Raw genomic sequence first — 14,602 nt, forward strand, 5'->3', positions numbered from 1 at the left:
CAAGTTTTATCTGGATACACGTTTTACCCCTGGACAAGGGTTGGGCCGATTCCCGACATTGCCCAAGAATTTCGCAAGAAGACAAGTTCCCCAAGAGCCACAAAGAAGGTAGGACACCGTGAACCCGGTTATCAAAAAATTCCAGTTCGGTCAGTCGACCGTTACCCTCGAGACAGGCCGTATCGCCCGTCAAGCCTCCGGCGCAGTGCTGGTTACCGTTGATGACGACGTTACCGTATTGGTGACCGTTGTTGGCGCCAAGCACGCCGACCCAAGCAAAGGCTTCTTCCCTCTTTCCGTTCACTACCAGGAAAAGACTTACGCTGCCGGTAAGATCCCTGGCGGTTTCTTCAAGCGCGAAGGCCGTCCTTCCGAGAAAGAAACCCTGACTTCCCGACTGATCGACCGTCCGATCCGTCCGCTGTTCCCAGAAGGCTTCATGAACGAAGTGCAGGTTGTCTGCACCGTCGTTTCCACCAGCAAGAAAACCGATCCTGACGTCGCTGCGATGATCGGTACTTCGGCTGCCCTGGCCATCTCCGGTATTCCTTTCGATGGCCCGATCGGCGCAGCCCGCGTTGCTTTCCACGAAAGCACCGGTTACCTGCTGAACCCGACTTACGAGCAACTGAAAGCATCGAGCCTGGACATGGTCGTTGCCGGTACGTCGGAAGCCGTATTGATGGTTGAATCGGAAGCCAAAGAGCTGACCGAAGACCAGATGCTGGGTGCAGTACTGTTTGCTCACGACGAGTTCCAGGTTGTGATCAACGCTGTTAAAGAACTGGCTGCCGAAGCTGCCAAGCCGACCTGGGCCTGGGCTCCGCAAGCCGAAGCCACCGAACTGCTGGGCGCTATCCGCTCCGAGTTCGGCACTGCGATCTCCGATGCCTACACCATCACCGTCAAGGCCGACCGTTACGCTCGCCTGGGTGAGCTGAAGGACCAGGTTGTTGCCAAGCTGTCCGGCGAAGAAGGCCAGCCTTCTTCCAGCGAAGTCAAAGCAGCCTTCGGTGAAATCGAATACCGCACCGTTCGCGAAAACATCGTTAACGGCAAGCCTCGTATCGATGGCCGCGACACCCGCACCGTTCGTCCGCTGAACATCGAAGTCGGTGTTCTGCCGAAGACTCACGGTTCTGCACTGTTCACCCGTGGTGAAACCCAGGCACTGGTCGTTGCGACCCTGGGTACTGCCCGTGACGCACAGCTGCTGGACACCCTGGAAGGCGAGAAAAAAGACCCGTTCATGCTGCACTACAACTTCCCGCCGTTCTCGGTGGGCGAGTGTGGTCGCATGGGCGGTGCTGGTCGTCGCGAAATCGGTCACGGCCGTCTGGCCCGTCGTTCGGTCCAGGCCATGCTGCCTGCTGCTGACGTGTTCCCGTACACCATCCGTGTGGTGTCGGAAATCACCGAGTCCAACGGCTCCAGCTCCATGGCTTCGGTCTGCGGTGCTTCCCTGGCGCTGATGGACGCGGGTGTGCCGATGAAGGCGCCGGTTGCCGGTATCGCCATGGGCCTGGTTAAGGAAGGCGAGAAGTTCGCCATCCTGACCGACATCCTGGGCGACGAAGACCACTTGGGCGACATGGACTTCAAAGTAGCCGGTACCGCCAAAGGTGTTACCGCGCTGCAGATGGACATCAAGATCAAGGGCATCACCGAAGAGATCATGGAAATCGCCCTGGGCCAAGCCCTGGAAGCGCGCCTGAACATCCTCGGTCAGATGAACCAGATCATTGGTCAGTCCCGTACCGAACTGTCGGAAAATGCTCCGACCATGATCGCGATGAAAATCGACACCGACAAAATCCGTGATGTTATCGGTAAAGGCGGCGCGACCATTCGTGCGATCTGTGAAGAGACCAAGGCTTCGATCGACATCGAAGACGACGGCTCGATCAAGATCTTCGGCGAAACCAAGGAAGCTGCAGAAGCTGCGCGTCAACGCGTCCTGGGCATCACCGCTGAAGCCGAGATCGGCAAGATCTACGTCGGTAAAGTTGAGCGCATCGTCGACTTCGGCGCATTCGTCAACATCCTGCCAGGCAAAGACGGTCTGGTTCACATCTCCATGCTGAGCGACGCTCGCGTTGAGAAAGTCACCGACATTCTGAAAGAAGGCCAGGAAGTGGAAGTGCTGGTACTGGACGTGGACAACCGCGGCCGTATCAAGCTGTCCATCAAGGACGTAGCAGCAGCCAAGGCTTCGGGCGTTTAATTACCCCAGGCTCCCGCTGAAAAAAAGGACTCTTCGGAGTCCTTTTTTTACGCCTGAAGGAAAATGCCGAAAAATCAGACGCTTAGTAAATCGCAAAAGCCGCAACTTGCACGCAGGCACGATCAGGTTCATGCAAGTTGCACGATTCCGAAATTTGGCTATTTTGATAACTATATGATTTTTAAGTATTTAATCTGCGCTAGAGACTTGGCACACTGCCTGCAATAACCCTGTTAACGCTGCAGCATCAAGGTTCACACACTGCAGACTTTTAATAAAACAGGAGTTACTCGTATGAAGAAGTTCGCTCTCGCTACTGCTACCGCTCTGACCCTGGCCATGGGTGCTAACGTGGCCTTTGCCCAGACTTCCCAAGCTCCAATGACTCTGGCGGCCGGTGAAGCCACCAAGGCAAAAGAAAGCGTTTCGGATACTTGGATCACCACCAAAGTTAAATCCGATCTGCTGACCGAAAAAGGCATTCCTGGTTCGGACATCAAGGTTGAGACCAACAAAGGTGTGGTTTCCCTGTCTTCGACCGTAGCCATTTCGGACGCGCAGAAAGAAACTGCCGTAGCGATCACCAAGAAAATCAAAGGTGTTACCGCAGTTTCGGCTGACGGCCTGTTGGCTGGCGGCGCTACCAAGGCAGACAACATCGACAAAACCAAAGGTGCAGCGGCTGACGCCAAAGGCGCAACCTCCGATACTTGGATCACCACCAAAGTCAAAGCTGACCTGGTCACCGAGAAAGGCATTCCTGGCACCGACATTAAAGTCGAAACCAACAAGGGTGTAGTTTCCCTGTCCTCTTCGGTCGCTTTGACCGAGGCACAGAAAACGACCGCGGTGAACATCACTAAGAAAATCAAAGGCGTTAAAGCTGTATCGGCCGATGGCCTGAAAGCAGAGTAACGCTCAAGCACTCGTCTGAACTAGCGGCGGCGGCGCGTGAGTTAGATATCCACTCAATGCACCTCTAAGTTTCATGCGACCGACCACACGGATGTGGTCATTATAGGCCTCGGCACTTCTGTGTCGGGGCCTGTTCTATTGGGGCGGGAAAGTAATGCGGTAGCGGCTTGCCGTGGACGCCTACTCGGCATCCAGGTGCATCGGCGTTATCACTCGACCGTCTTTCTCTGCCTGGCCCAGTTGCGCGTCAATGAAGTAGACCCGGTCGTCCTCCAGCTGGGCTTTATCCACCAGGTAGTCCTTGATCGTGCTTGCACGGTCCTGGCCCAACTGGCGCAGCAGCACGTCACTGCCACTCCAGAACTTGATCACGCCCTCTTTCAACTTGGCGGTGCGGTCACTGCTGCTCAGGTCCTTCCATTCTGCCGGAGGCTGCTGTTTCAAGCGGGTGCGGTAAATACCTTCGAGCAAGGGGGCTTTTTCGCCCTCAGGGACTTCCAGCAAGGACGCCTGGGCCGGGACTTTCTCGCCACGGCGCTGCAGCATTTTGTAGTAGTTGTATTGGTATTCCCGCTCCAGCCGCTGGGCCGCCAGGAATGGGCCGTCGCTGCTGGCTGCGGCCGTGCCTTCGATTTCCAGGCGTAGGGCAGGGCGTTCTTTCAAGGCTTTGGCCAAGGTGTTGAGAGCGCCTTCGGCGTCTTTGTTCAACTCGCTGGAGCCTGCCGCGAACGACACGCTACCCAAGTCCTCCGCTCCGCCTCCGGTGACCAATCCGCCAATAAACTTGAACGGCGCAGTGGCCGCTCGCACCACCAGATTGCGCAGGGTTTGCCACACAATGGGCATCACGCTGAATTGCGGGTTATTCAGGTCACCGGATACGGGCAGTTCGATGGAGATCTTGCCGTCGCTGTCCTTGAGCAAGGCGATTGCCAGACGAATCGGCAAGTCCACGGCATCGGCGCTGTCGACTTTTTCGCCCAGCTGCAATTGCTCGACCACCACTTTGTTCTCAGCCTTCAACTGGCCCTTGGTGATCACGTAATGCAGGTCAAGGTTGAGGCGGCCCTTGCGGATGCGGAAACCGGCGAACTTGCCCGAGTAAGGCGTCAGGGTGGTCAGCTCGACACGTTTGAAGCTGGTGGCGATGTCCAGCGCCGCCATCGGGTCAAACGGGTTCACGCTGCCTTTGATGGTCACCGGTGCATAACGGTCGACCTTGCCCTTGATGTCAACGCTCGCCGGCTTGGCCTGGCGACTGTCGATGGTGCCGATCTGCCCATTGAGCTGTTGGATCGCAGTGGCGAAATTGGGGGTGAGGCTGAAGTCGGCGAAGTTGGCCGAACCGTCGTTGATCGCAATCTGCCCGATATGGATACCCAGCGGCTTGTCTTTGCTCGCGGCAGGTTTGGCTGACGATTTGGCGCCACTGTCGGCCGGCTGCGGGATCAGCAAGTCGTCGACGTTGGTGGTGCGGTCATCGTTGATCATGAACCGCGCATAGGGCTGCAGCAGGTTGACCTTGTCGATCGACAGGCTGTCGCCGTGTTGGTAGTTCACGCCTTCGAGCACCAGGCGCTGCCACTTGAGGAGGTCGCGGGTCTTGAGGGTGTCGAGGGTATGCAACTGGTCAACCTGCGCTCGGCCGGTGATCTGCAGCGCCAGGGGATCGGTGCTTTTCAGGTTCACGTCGAGGTCGCTGCCAAGCATGCCACTGCGCAGTTCCAGGCGGATAAACGGGCTGATATAGGACTGGGCGACCCGCAGGTCGATGTCCTTGGTATTGACCTTCAACTTGGCGCTGACCGGGTTGAGGTTAACCGTGCCGGTTGCCTGGATCTTGCCCTGCTTGCCCAGGCCGGTGTCGACCTTCAGGGTAAAGGGGCTCTGGTTGAGGCTGTCGAAGTTCTGCACGTCGACGTTCAACGGGCCGAGCTCCAGTGCCACCGCAGGTTTGGCCTGACGGTCGGCCAAGTGCACTTGGTAGTTGCGCAGCTGTACATCCTTGAGCAGCACTTGCCAGGGCTTGCTTGGGGCGACGGGCGCAGGCTTTGGCGAGTCGGCCGTGGCGGGTGCAGTCGCAGGCTCCGGCGCCTTGGCCGGTTTGTTCGGCTGGCCGGCGAACAGTTTTTGCCAGTCCAGTTGCCCATCCGCTTCACGAGCCGCCCAGGTCTCGAGTTTATTGCTGCGAATCTTGCCCACCACCACCTGCTGTTTGGCCAGGTCCACCGTGGTCTCGCTGACGTCCAAACGCTCCAGGCGCACCAACGGCCGGCCATCCGGGGCCTTGATCGCGAACGGCGCGATGCTGGCGGCGGTGTTGGTCAGGTTCAGCTCGGTCTCTTTGGCCAGGCTGAACCTGTATTCGGTACTGAAGTTGAGCACGCCGTCTTCAAGTACCAGGGGTAAGGCGTCACGCACATAAGGCCACCAGGCTTTCATCTTGCCGCCGGTGACTTTGAGCGTACCTTCGGACGTGATCGGCACCAGGCTGAAGTTGCCTTTCCAGTCGATCTGCCCGCCTTCAGGGCCGGCGGCGACCAAGGTCATGTCCGCATTGTCTTCCGGCAGGGTGCTGAGATTCTTCAGTTCGAAGTCGAGGGTGTCGTAGAGGAATTCGATGGGTTCGCTGGGACGCAGGTCTTGGAAATGCAAATAACCGCCAGCCAGCTTGATGCTGTCGACACGCAGCGGGAACGGCTTGGCGTCAGGGTCTGCCGGGGTCGGCTCGCTCGGTGGCAGCTTGAACAACTGCGCCAGATTCAGCTGGCCTGACTTGTCGAACAACAACTCGGTCCTGGGCTTGTCCAGTTGCACATCCGCCAGGTGCAGGGCGCGGGTCCACAGGCTATCGGCCTGCAGATTGGCGTAAAGCCGTTCGAAACCTACCTGTTCCTTACCGGGCTCGCCGATCTTCAAGCCCCATACCGTTACTTCCAGGCTGAACGGGTTAAGTTCGATCCGTTCGATGCGTGCCGGCACTGTGGCGTAATTGGCCAACTGTTGGTTGGCAATGCGAAGGGCGATGCCAGGCAAAATCAGAAAGCCCAGCAAGCTGTACAACGCGAGGGCAGTCAACAAGGCGCCAGCGGCGCGAATCAATCCTTTGGGCATGGGGCGGCGCCATCTATGTCAAACAGGAGTGCCTTGGAGTATGGCACGGGTTTTCGGTTCCGAAGAACCGGGCCTTTAGGATGCTGCTTACAGTTGAAGTATCAGAGTCTTCAGCGGTGGCTGTTGATCTTGTGAGGGAAAGTCCCCGCTGGGCGTCATGATTTTCCAGTCCCGCACCGGACGCCCAGCCTTTTGCGCACAACGCAGCACCTGTTCACGCCAATCCTCCATGCTGACTTTTGCCAGGTTGTTACAGCAGATCAGCACGCCATTGTCGGCTGTAGCGAGCAGTGCCGGCTTGAGCAGGCTCTGGTAGTCACGCAACAGGTCAACGGTACCGAAGGCACTCTTGGCCCAGGCCGGCGGGTCGAGCAACACCAGGTCATATTGACGCTGCTCCAGGCGCGGATAGCTCGGCAGTTTTTGCCCGCGACGCTGGGTGATCGGCAGCCCGGCCAGTTGGCGAATCGCCGGGAAGTAGTCCGATTGCACGAACTCCATGGTAGGAAGCTGTGGATTGAGCTGGCCGTTTTCACGCCCCACCGCCAGGTTGCCCTCGGCGAAGTCCAGGTTGCATACCTCGCGCGCACCCCCGGCAGCGGCGCTCAGGCCCACCCCACAGGTGTAGGCAAACAGGTTCAGTACGCTTTTGCCGGCGCTGTGGCCCTTGACCCAGCCGCGGGTATTGCGCAGGTCGAGGAACAGCAGTGGGTCCTGGCCGGCGTGGCGCCCACGGACACGGTAATTGAGGCCCCATTCGTGGCCGACCAGGTCTTCCAGCGCGGCAGGTTCGGCGCGGTATACCGAATCTTCGCGATCGACCCGCGAGTTGCCGCGGGAGCGGTCGTTGTAGACCAGCAGCAACTCCAGGCCCATGTGCTGGTTGACCAGTTGGTGCAGCTCCAGCAGGTCGGTGGTTTCCAGCGACTGATGGAAGCTTTGCACCAGTAACTGCGGGCCGTAGCGGTCGATGGTCAGGCCGCCGGCGCCTTTCTGGCTGCCATGGAACAGCCGATAGCAATCGGTGCCCTGGGCGTGCAGTTCGCTGATCAGATCCTGGCGATGATCGAGGGCGGCGCGCAGCGCCTGATTCAAGGGAGACATGGAGCGCGCCTTGCTTAGGTAAATGGGGGTAATGAGGGCGCGGAGTTTAGCAGCTATGGCGCGTTGCCTACATCAACCCCATCCGCCGGTGTGCACGCTGCACCGAACCATTGCGCATCGCCCAGCGCAACAACGGCGCGCTGCGCTTGACCCCGGCGCGGATCATCCGGCGTTGCAGCGGGCCCTGGTGCTGATCGAGCAGGGTGCTGGCCCAGTCCGGCAGCAGGTCGATCCCGGCTTGCATCATCAAGGCACCAAAAGGCTTGGCCAACAGGCTGGGGGAGGGCGCGTTCAGCAACAGGCGCAGCACTTCGCGGCTGCGCTCGTCGCACAGCAATTGCGGACGGATATTCTCAAGGTAATCGGAAATTTCCTGGCGTGAATGCGGCACATCCTGCGCGCCCAGCCGTTCTGCGACGACGGCGATCTCGCTGTAGTAACGGTCCTGATCACGGCCGCAGAGGTGCGGGTTGCGATAGCGCAAGTGGGCAGCAAGAAAGTTGCTCACCTCCGCCACATGCACCCAGGTCAGCAGCGCTGGATCGCTGGCCGCGTAAGGCCTCCCGTCCGGGGCATGACCCACCACCTGCAGGTGAATGGTGCGCACTTTTTCGATCAGCCAGTCGGCGTCTTTGCGCGCGCCGAACGTGGTACCGGAAATAAACTGCGAGGTACGGCGCAGGCGCCCAAGCATGTCCTGGCGAAAATTCGAATGGTCCCACACGCCGGCCAGGGCCAATGGGTGCAAGGCTTGCAGCATCAAGGCGCTGATGCCGCCGATGAGCATGCTGCTGAAGTCACCATGGACTTGCCAACTGACCGAGTCCGGCCCGAACAGGCCCGGATCGCCCTTGGGGTTTTCCAGGTCCAGTTGGCCCAGTGACAAGCCAGTGAGGCTCATCAACTGGGTTTCGATACGGCTGCGGATAAATTCCATGGCGACTCGGGTTTCCTAGCGGTTCAGGCGTTTGTCGATCAGGCCGTCGACGACGCTGGGGTCGGCCAGGGTCGAGGTATCACCCAGGCTGTCCAGTTCGTTGCAGGCGATCTTGCGCAAAATCCGGCGCATGATCTTGCCGGATCGGGTTTTCGGCAAGGCCGGTGCCCATTGGATCAGTTCCGGCTTGGCAAAGCTGCCGATTTCCTTGCTGACCAGTTCCAGCAGGTGTTTTTTCAGCGCCTCGCTGGGTTCGACGCCATTCATGGGGGTGACAAAGGCGTAGATGCCCTGGCCCTTGACGTCGTGGGGGTAGCCCACCACGGCAGCCTCGGCCACCTGGTCATGCAGTACCAACGCACTTTCTACCTCGGCGGTGCCGATACGGTGGCCGGACACGTTGATCACATCGTCGATACGCCCGGTGATCCAGTAGTCGCCGTCCTCATCGCGGCGCGCGCCGTCACCGGTGAAATAGTAACCGGGGTAGGGTTTGAAATAGGTGTCGACCATGCGCTGCGGGTCGCCGTAGACGCTGCGAATCTGCCCCGGCCAGCTGGCCTTGATCGCCAGTACGCCGCTGCCGGCACCGCTGATGACCTTGCCTTGTTCATCCAGCAGCACGGGCTGCACGCCAAACATCGGCTGGGTGGCGCAACCTGGTTTGATGCGCTGGGCGCTGACCAGCGGGCTGAGCATGATGCCGCCGGTCTCGGTCTGCCACCAGGTATCGACAATAGGGCAACGCTGTTCGCCCACCGCGTTGAAGTACCAGTCCCAGGCTTCCGGGTTGATCGGTTCGCCCACGCTGCCCAGCAGACGCAGGCTGGCGCGGGAGGTCGTCTCCAGCGGGGCGTGACCCTCGCGCATCAACGCGCGCAAGGCGGTGGGAGCGGTGTAGAAGATATTCACCTGGTGTTTATCGATGACCTGCCAGAAGCGCGAACTGTCCGGGTAGCTCGGCACACCTTCGAACATCAGCGAGGTCGCGCCATTGGCCAGCGGCCCGTACACGATGTAACTATGGCCGGTGACCCAACCCACGTCGGCGGTGCACCAGAACACCTCACCGTCGCGGTAATCGAGTACGTACTTGAAGGTCATTGCCGCCTGGAGCAGGTAGCCGCCCGTGGTGTGCAGCACACCCTTGGGCTTGCCGGTGCTGCCGGAGGTGTAGAGGATAAACAGCGGGGCTTCGGCGTCCATCGGTTCGGGAGGGCAATCGTCGCTCGCTGCATCGAGGGCCTGTTGATACTTGAGGTCGCGGCCTTCGCTCCAGCTCACCGGTGCGCCGGTGCGTTGTACCACCAGCACCGTGCTGACGTCGGGGCAGCTGGCCAGGGCCTTGTCGACGTTCTGTTTCAACGCCACCGGCTTACCACCGCGCACGCCTTCATCGGCTGTGATCACGGTGCGGCAGTCGGCGTCCAGAATGCGGTCGCGCAGGGCGTCCGGTGAGAACCCGCCAAATACCACCGAGTGCACCGCGCCAATCCGCGTGCAGGCCAGCATGGCGTAGGCCGCTTCCGGGATCATCGGCATGTAGATACACACCCGGTCGCCCTTTTTCACGCCACGGCTTTTCAGCACATTGGCCAGGCGGCAGACGTTTTGGTGCAGTTGGCGGTAGGTGATTTTGGAAGATTTTGCAGGATCGTCACCTTCCCAGATGAAGGCCGGCTGATCGGCGCGTTGCGCCAGGTGACGGTCGATGCAGTTGTAGCTGACGTTCAACTGGCCACCGGCAAACCATTGGGCGGCACCGGTCTGGATGTCTGACTGCTGGACGGTGTGCCACGGTGTTATCCAGTCGAGAAAGCCTTTGGCCTGCTCGGCCCAGAACGTGTCCGGCTGTTCGATGGATTGGCGATAGAGGCGCTGGTAGTCCTCTTGACTGAGTTGCGCAGCCCGGCGGACGGCATCGGCGGTGGGAAACGTGCTGATATCGAACATGAGCGATCCTTATTCTTGTTTTTGCGACAAGTCATAAAGATGCACCCTGTATGGAGAGGGTTCAAGGCCAACGTCCAAACGGACGTTGGCCTTGCGGTGCCTGCATCAGCCGCGGTGACGGCCGCGGAAGTAGTTGATCAGCCCCTGGGTCGAAGCGTCTTCGGCCAAGGTTTCTTCGGCGCCGGTGAGGCGATTGTATACGCCCTTGCCCAGCTCCTTGCCCAGCTCCACGCCCCATTGGTCGAAGGCGTTGATGCCCCAGATCACGCTTTGCACGAACACTTTATGTTCATACATCGCAACCAGGGCGCCCAGGCGACGCGGGCTGATGCGTTCAACCACGAGCGTGTTGCTCGGACGGTTGCCCGGGATCACCTTGTGCGGTGCCAGCTTCTGCACGTCGTCTTCCGGGATGCCCTTGTCGCGCAGCTCGGCTTCGGCTTCGCTGCGGGTCTTGCCGAGCATCAGTGCCTGGCTTTGGGACAGGCAGTTGGCGTACAGCCACTGATGGTGGTCGGATACCGGGTTGAAGCTGACGATCGGTACGATGAAGTCGGCCGGGATCAGTTGGGTGCCTTGGTGCAGCAACTGGTGATAAGCATGTTGGCCGTTGCAGCCGACGCCACCCCAGATCACCGGGCCGGTGTCGGTGGACACCGGTTTGCCGTCCTGGCGCACGCTCTTGCCGTTGGATTCCATGTCCAGCTGTTGCAAGTGCTTGGTGATGTTACGCAGGTAGTGGTCGTACGGCAGGATCGCATGGCTCTGCGCACCCCAGAAGTTGCCGTACCAAACGCCCAGCAGGCCCAGCAGCACCGGCATGTTCTGTTCGAACGGCGCGTTCTGGAAATGCTGGTCCATGGTGTAGGCACCGGACAGCAGTTCCTTGAAGTTGGACATGCCGATGGCCAGGGCGATTGGCAGGCCGATGGCCGACCACAACGAATAACGGCCGCCCACCCAGTCCCACATCGGGAAGATGTTTTCTTCGCGGATACCGAAGGCCACGGCGGCCGCGTTGTTGCTCGACACGGCGATAAAGTGGCGGTACAGCTCGGCTTCCGAGCCACCCTGGGCCAGGTACCAGGCGCGGGCAGCCTGGGCGTTTTTCAGGGTTTCCAGGGTGTTGAAGGATTTCGACGAGACGATAAACAGCGTGGTCTCGGCGCGCAGCTTCATGGTCAGCTCATGGAATTCGCTGCCATCGATGTTCGCCAGGTAGTGGCAGCGCACGCCTTTGTGGGCGTAGGACAACAGCGCTTCAGAGACCAGCTCCGGGCCGAGGAACGAGCCGCCGATGCCGATATTCACCACATCGGTGATCGGCTTCTCGGTGTAGCCACGCCACAGGCCGTCGTGGATGCGGCCGACCAGGTCGGTGATCTGGTTCAGCACCTTGTGCACGTCCGGCATGATGTTCACGCCATTGACCGACAGCTTGTCGCCCACCGGGCGACGCAGGGCGGTGTGCAGGGCAGGCCGGCCTTCGGAGGAGTTGACCGGCTCGCCCGCATACAGCGAGTTGATTGCGTCTTTAAGACCCACTTCGTTGGCAAGGCCCACCAGCAGGTCGCGGGTCTCGCCGGTGATCAGGTTTTTCGAGTAATCGAGGAAAAGTCCGCAGCTGCTCAAGGTGAACTGGGAAAAGCGCTGGGGATCGGCATTGAACGCTTCGCGCATGCTGAAATCCTGCATGGCTTGGCGATGTTGGTTGAGCGCTTGCCAGGCGGGCAGAGCGGTAACGTCATGAGGGGTGCGGTAGTACGCCATCGCTGCGGGTTTCCTTTTATTACGGGGACTGCCTTTAGGACACTTCAAAGCCCGGAACATCCAGTCTTATCTCAAGGATTGGGTTCCAGACAGCGCTAACCATAGCGCAGGGCGATTACATTAAACCTAGCGTGTCGATATGTCTTGGCTTTGTCTGCGCTGTGGCCGGTACTTTTTTATACCGGCACAGCGATCAGGGCAATCGGCGGGGTGTTCAGAGGGGTCAGTCGAGGGTCAGATGCAGGTTGTCGATAAGGCGGGTCGTGCCTAGGAAGGCCGCCACCAGAATCACAATATCCCGATCCTCCGCCGTAGCGGCCCGCAGGTTCAGGCCCTGGCGCACTTCGAGGTAATCCAGGCGCAACCCGGCAGCCTCGATCTGCTGCACCTGTTCGGCACGCAGCCTGGCGAAGTCGTGATCACCGCTTTTGATGGCTGCGGCAATCTGGCTGAGGCTGCGGTACAGCACCGGCGCGATCGCACGTTGTTCTTCGCTGAGAAAACCGTTGCGCGAGGACAGCGCCAGGCCATCATCGGCGCGTACGGTGGGCTCGCCGATAATCTGGATCGGCATGTTCAGGTCATGGACCATGGCACGAATCACGGCCAGTTGCTGGTAGTCCTTCTGGCCAAATACAGCCATGTCCGGCTGGACCATGTTGAACAATTTGCTGACCACGGTCGCCACGCCTTCGAAATGCCCGGGACGGCTGGCGCCGCACAAGCCTTCGGACAATTGCGGGACGCTGACGCGGGTCTGGCCGGTCATGCCGCCGGGGTACATCTCCTCGACGGTTGGCGCGAACAGCAGGTTGCAGCCGGCCTGCAGGAGCTTTTCCTGATCGGCGGCCAGGGTGCGAGGGTACTTGTCCAGGTCTTCGCCGGCGCCAAATTGCAGTGGGTTGACGAAAATACTCGCCACGACAAAGTCCGCCTGCTGCACAGCCTTGCTGACCAGGCTGGCATGTCCGCTGTGCAGGTTACCCATGGTGGGCACGAAGCCGATGCGTTTGCCGGCCTTGCGGGCGTGGGCGACGGCGGCTCTGAGTTCGCGTACGGTTTTTACGGTGTTCATGCAGAGAATCCGTGTTCGGCGCCTGGGAAGGTCACGCCTTTGACTTCGGCGACGTAGGCACTCAATGCCGCGTGGATGCTGTCCTGGCCAGTCATGAAGTTCTTCACGAACTTTGGCACGCGGCCGGTAATCGACAGGCCGAGCATGTCGTGCAGCACCAGCACCTGGCCGTCGGTGGCCGAGCCCGCGCCAATACCGATCACCGGCACCTTAACGGCCTGGGTGATTTCTGCCGCGAGTTCGCTGGGCACGCATTCGAGCAGGATCATCGCGACGCCCGCCTGCTCCAGGGCGATGGCATCGGCGCGCATCTGGCGCGCCTGGGCTTCGTTGCGGCCTTGCACCTTGTAGCCGCCGAGGATGTTCACGGACTGTGGTGTCAGGCCCATATGTGCACAGACCGGCACGCCGCGTTCAGCCAGCAGGCGAATCGACTCGGCGAGCCATACGGCGCCCTCTACCTTGATCATGTGTGCACCGGCACGCATCAGTTTGCCGGCGTTCAGGAAGGTCTGCTCGACGGTGGCGTAATCCATGAACGGCAGGTCGGCGATGATGAATGCGCCGTCGTTCCCGCGCTTGACGCTGGCGGTGTGGTAGGCCAGTTCATCGGTGGTGACGGGCAGGGTGCTGTCATTCCCTTGAAGGACCATGCCCAGGGAGTCGCCTACCAACAACACTTCAACCCCGGCCTGGCAACTGGCGTGGGCGAAGGTGGCGTCATAGCAGGTGAGCATGGTGATTTTTTCACCTTTGAGCTTGAGGCTCTGCAAGGTGGTCAGGGTAATGTCTGGCATGAAAAGGGTCCTCGTTCAGGCGCTTGGAAACAGCGAGTAACGCGCGTGAGTCTTCGTTTATACAGGCGCACTGTCTTGAGAGCAGTGCTTATAAGGCCTGGATTGCGCCCTTCATTGCCGGGTTGGCGGCAGCGGGACGCCTATAGTCGTGAGGAGGACACGGGAAGTCAATTGGATGTGTTACCGCATTGTTACGATGGCGGTGTTACCGCTGTTACTGACGCGATTCAGCAACCGGGAGCCGTTCCAGGCCGACAAACGGGCAGGCGTCAAGCAGGGCACTGAGGGGTTTGCCATCCGGCAATTGCAATGCGGCAGGTGCCAGTTCGGCCAGCGGATACAACACAAATGCACGCAGGTGCATCTGATAGTGGGGCACCTTCAGGCGCGGTTCGTCGATCAGGCGATCGCCAAACAGCAGAATGTCCAGGTCAAGGGTGCGAGGGCCCCAACGCTCCAGGCGCTCGCGGCCGTGGTCGTTTTCGATGGCTTGCAGCGCGTCCAGCAGGTCAAGTGGCGCAAGGCGGCTGTCCAGGGCGGCAACTGCGTTGGTGTAGCGCGGCTGGCCCGGGAGCAGGGAGTCACTTTGGTAAAAGGCGGACACACCCGCGACGCAAGTGTCTGGCAATTGCGCCAGCGCTTGGATAGCGCTGCGCAATTGCTGGTCCGGGGCTGCCAGGTTGCTGCCCATGCCGATGTAGATGCGTTCCACG

At 60.1% G+C, this 14,602-nt stretch carries 10 protein-coding genes; 2 read left to right on the forward strand and 8 right to left on the reverse strand.

Going from position 1 to position 14,602, the window contains the following annotated elements; genetic code table 11:
* Window positions 1-118: 118 nt before the first annotated feature.
* Both pnp and BFP99_RS16135 read left to right on the forward strand, forming a co-directional pair.
* Window positions 119-2,224, forward strand: a complete 2,106-nt coding sequence (pnp, locus tag BFP99_RS16130) for a polyribonucleotide nucleotidyltransferase (protein WP_027605371.1) — start codon at window positions 119-121, stop codon at window positions 2,222-2,224.
* A 294-nt stretch (window positions 2,225-2,518) separates the two neighbouring features.
* The gene (locus tag BFP99_RS16135; RefSeq protein WP_065947690.1) at window positions 2,519-3,139 is read left to right on the forward strand and encodes a BON domain-containing protein; all 621 of its coding nucleotides are present in this window, start codon (window positions 2,519-2,521) and stop codon (window positions 3,137-3,139) included.
* A gap of 180 nt (window positions 3,140-3,319) precedes the next feature.
* Here BFP99_RS16135 and BFP99_RS16140 read toward each other — a convergent pair whose 3' ends face one another.
* The 8 genes from BFP99_RS16140 to folK form a co-directional block, all read right to left on the reverse strand.
* Window positions 3,320-6,253 (reverse strand): DUF748 domain-containing protein, encoded by a 2,934-nt coding sequence (locus BFP99_RS16140; RefSeq protein ID WP_065947691.1) that lies wholly within the window; start codon window positions 6,251-6,253, stop codon window positions 3,320-3,322.
* 87 nt (window positions 6,254-6,340) lie between these two features.
* Window positions 6,341-7,357, reverse strand: coding sequence for a class I SAM-dependent rRNA methyltransferase (locus BFP99_RS16145; protein WP_065947692.1), 1,017 nt, complete (start codon window positions 7,355-7,357; stop codon window positions 6,341-6,343).
* Between the two features lie 67 nt (window positions 7,358-7,424).
* The gene (locus tag BFP99_RS16150; protein WP_065925307.1) at window positions 7,425-8,294 is read right to left on the reverse strand and encodes an oxygenase MpaB family protein; all 870 of its coding nucleotides are present in this window, start codon (window positions 8,292-8,294) and stop codon (window positions 7,425-7,427) included.
* A gap of 15 nt (window positions 8,295-8,309) precedes the next feature.
* On the reverse strand, window positions 8,310-10,247 hold the full coding sequence (gene acs, locus BFP99_RS16155) for an acetate--CoA ligase (protein ID WP_065925306.1): 1,938 nt from the start codon (window positions 10,245-10,247) through the stop codon (window positions 8,310-8,312).
* Between the two features lie 105 nt (window positions 10,248-10,352).
* Window positions 10,353-12,017, reverse strand: coding sequence for a glucose-6-phosphate isomerase (gene pgi, locus BFP99_RS16160; RefSeq protein ID WP_027605377.1), 1,665 nt, complete (start codon window positions 12,015-12,017; stop codon window positions 10,353-10,355).
* A 223-nt stretch (window positions 12,018-12,240) separates the two neighbouring features.
* Window positions 12,241-13,092 carry a pantoate--beta-alanine ligase gene (panC, locus tag BFP99_RS16165; RefSeq protein WP_065947693.1) on the reverse strand — a complete coding sequence of 284 codons (852 nt, stop codon included), beginning with the start codon at window positions 13,090-13,092 and terminating at the stop codon, window positions 12,241-12,243.
* On the reverse strand, window positions 13,089-13,889 hold the full coding sequence (gene panB, locus BFP99_RS16170; RefSeq protein WP_065925304.1) for a 3-methyl-2-oxobutanoate hydroxymethyltransferase: 801 nt from the start codon (window positions 13,887-13,889) through the stop codon (window positions 13,089-13,091). Before panB ends, panC begins: the two co-directional genes overlap by 4 nt.
* Before the next feature lie 214 nt (window positions 13,890-14,103).
* Window positions 14,104-14,601: a 2-amino-4-hydroxy-6-hydroxymethyldihydropteridine diphosphokinase gene (gene folK, locus BFP99_RS16175; RefSeq protein WP_065925303.1), complete on the reverse strand. Its 498-nt coding sequence runs from the start codon at window positions 14,599-14,601 to the stop codon at window positions 14,104-14,106.
* Window position 14,602 lies beyond the last annotated feature (1 nt).

The sequence above is a fragment of the Pseudomonas sp. 1 R 17 genome, from assembly GCF_900067035.1.
Lineage (GTDB): Bacteria > Pseudomonadota > Gammaproteobacteria > Pseudomonadales > Pseudomonadaceae > Aquipseudomonas > Aquipseudomonas marginalis.

Coding starts and splice junctions, on each gene's coding strand:
- BFP99_RS16135 (WP_065947690.1), top strand. CDS start 2,519: ATGAAGAAGTTCGCTCTCGCTACTGCTACCGCTCTGACCCTGGCCATG.
- BFP99_RS16140 (WP_065947691.1), bottom strand. CDS start 6,253: ATGCCCAAAGGATTGATTCGCGCCGCTGGCGCCTTGTTGACTGCCCTC.
- BFP99_RS16145 (WP_065947692.1), bottom strand. CDS start 7,357: ATGTCTCCCTTGAATCAGGCGCTGCGCGCCGCCCTCGATCATCGCCAG.
- BFP99_RS16150 (WP_065925307.1), bottom strand. CDS start 8,294: ATGGAATTTATCCGCAGCCGTATCGAAACCCAGTTGATGAGCCTCACT.
- acs (WP_065925306.1), bottom strand. CDS start 10,247: ATGTTCGATATCAGCACGTTTCCCACCGCCGATGCCGTCCGCCGGGCT.
- pgi (WP_027605377.1), bottom strand. CDS start 12,017: ATGGCGTACTACCGCACCCCTCATGACGTTACCGCTCTGCCCGCCTGG.
- panC (WP_065947693.1), bottom strand. CDS start 13,092: ATGAACACCGTAAAAACCGTACGCGAACTCAGAGCCGCCGTCGCCCAC.
- panB (WP_065925304.1), bottom strand. CDS start 13,889: ATGCCAGACATTACCCTGACCACCTTGCAGAGCCTCAAGCTCAAAGGT.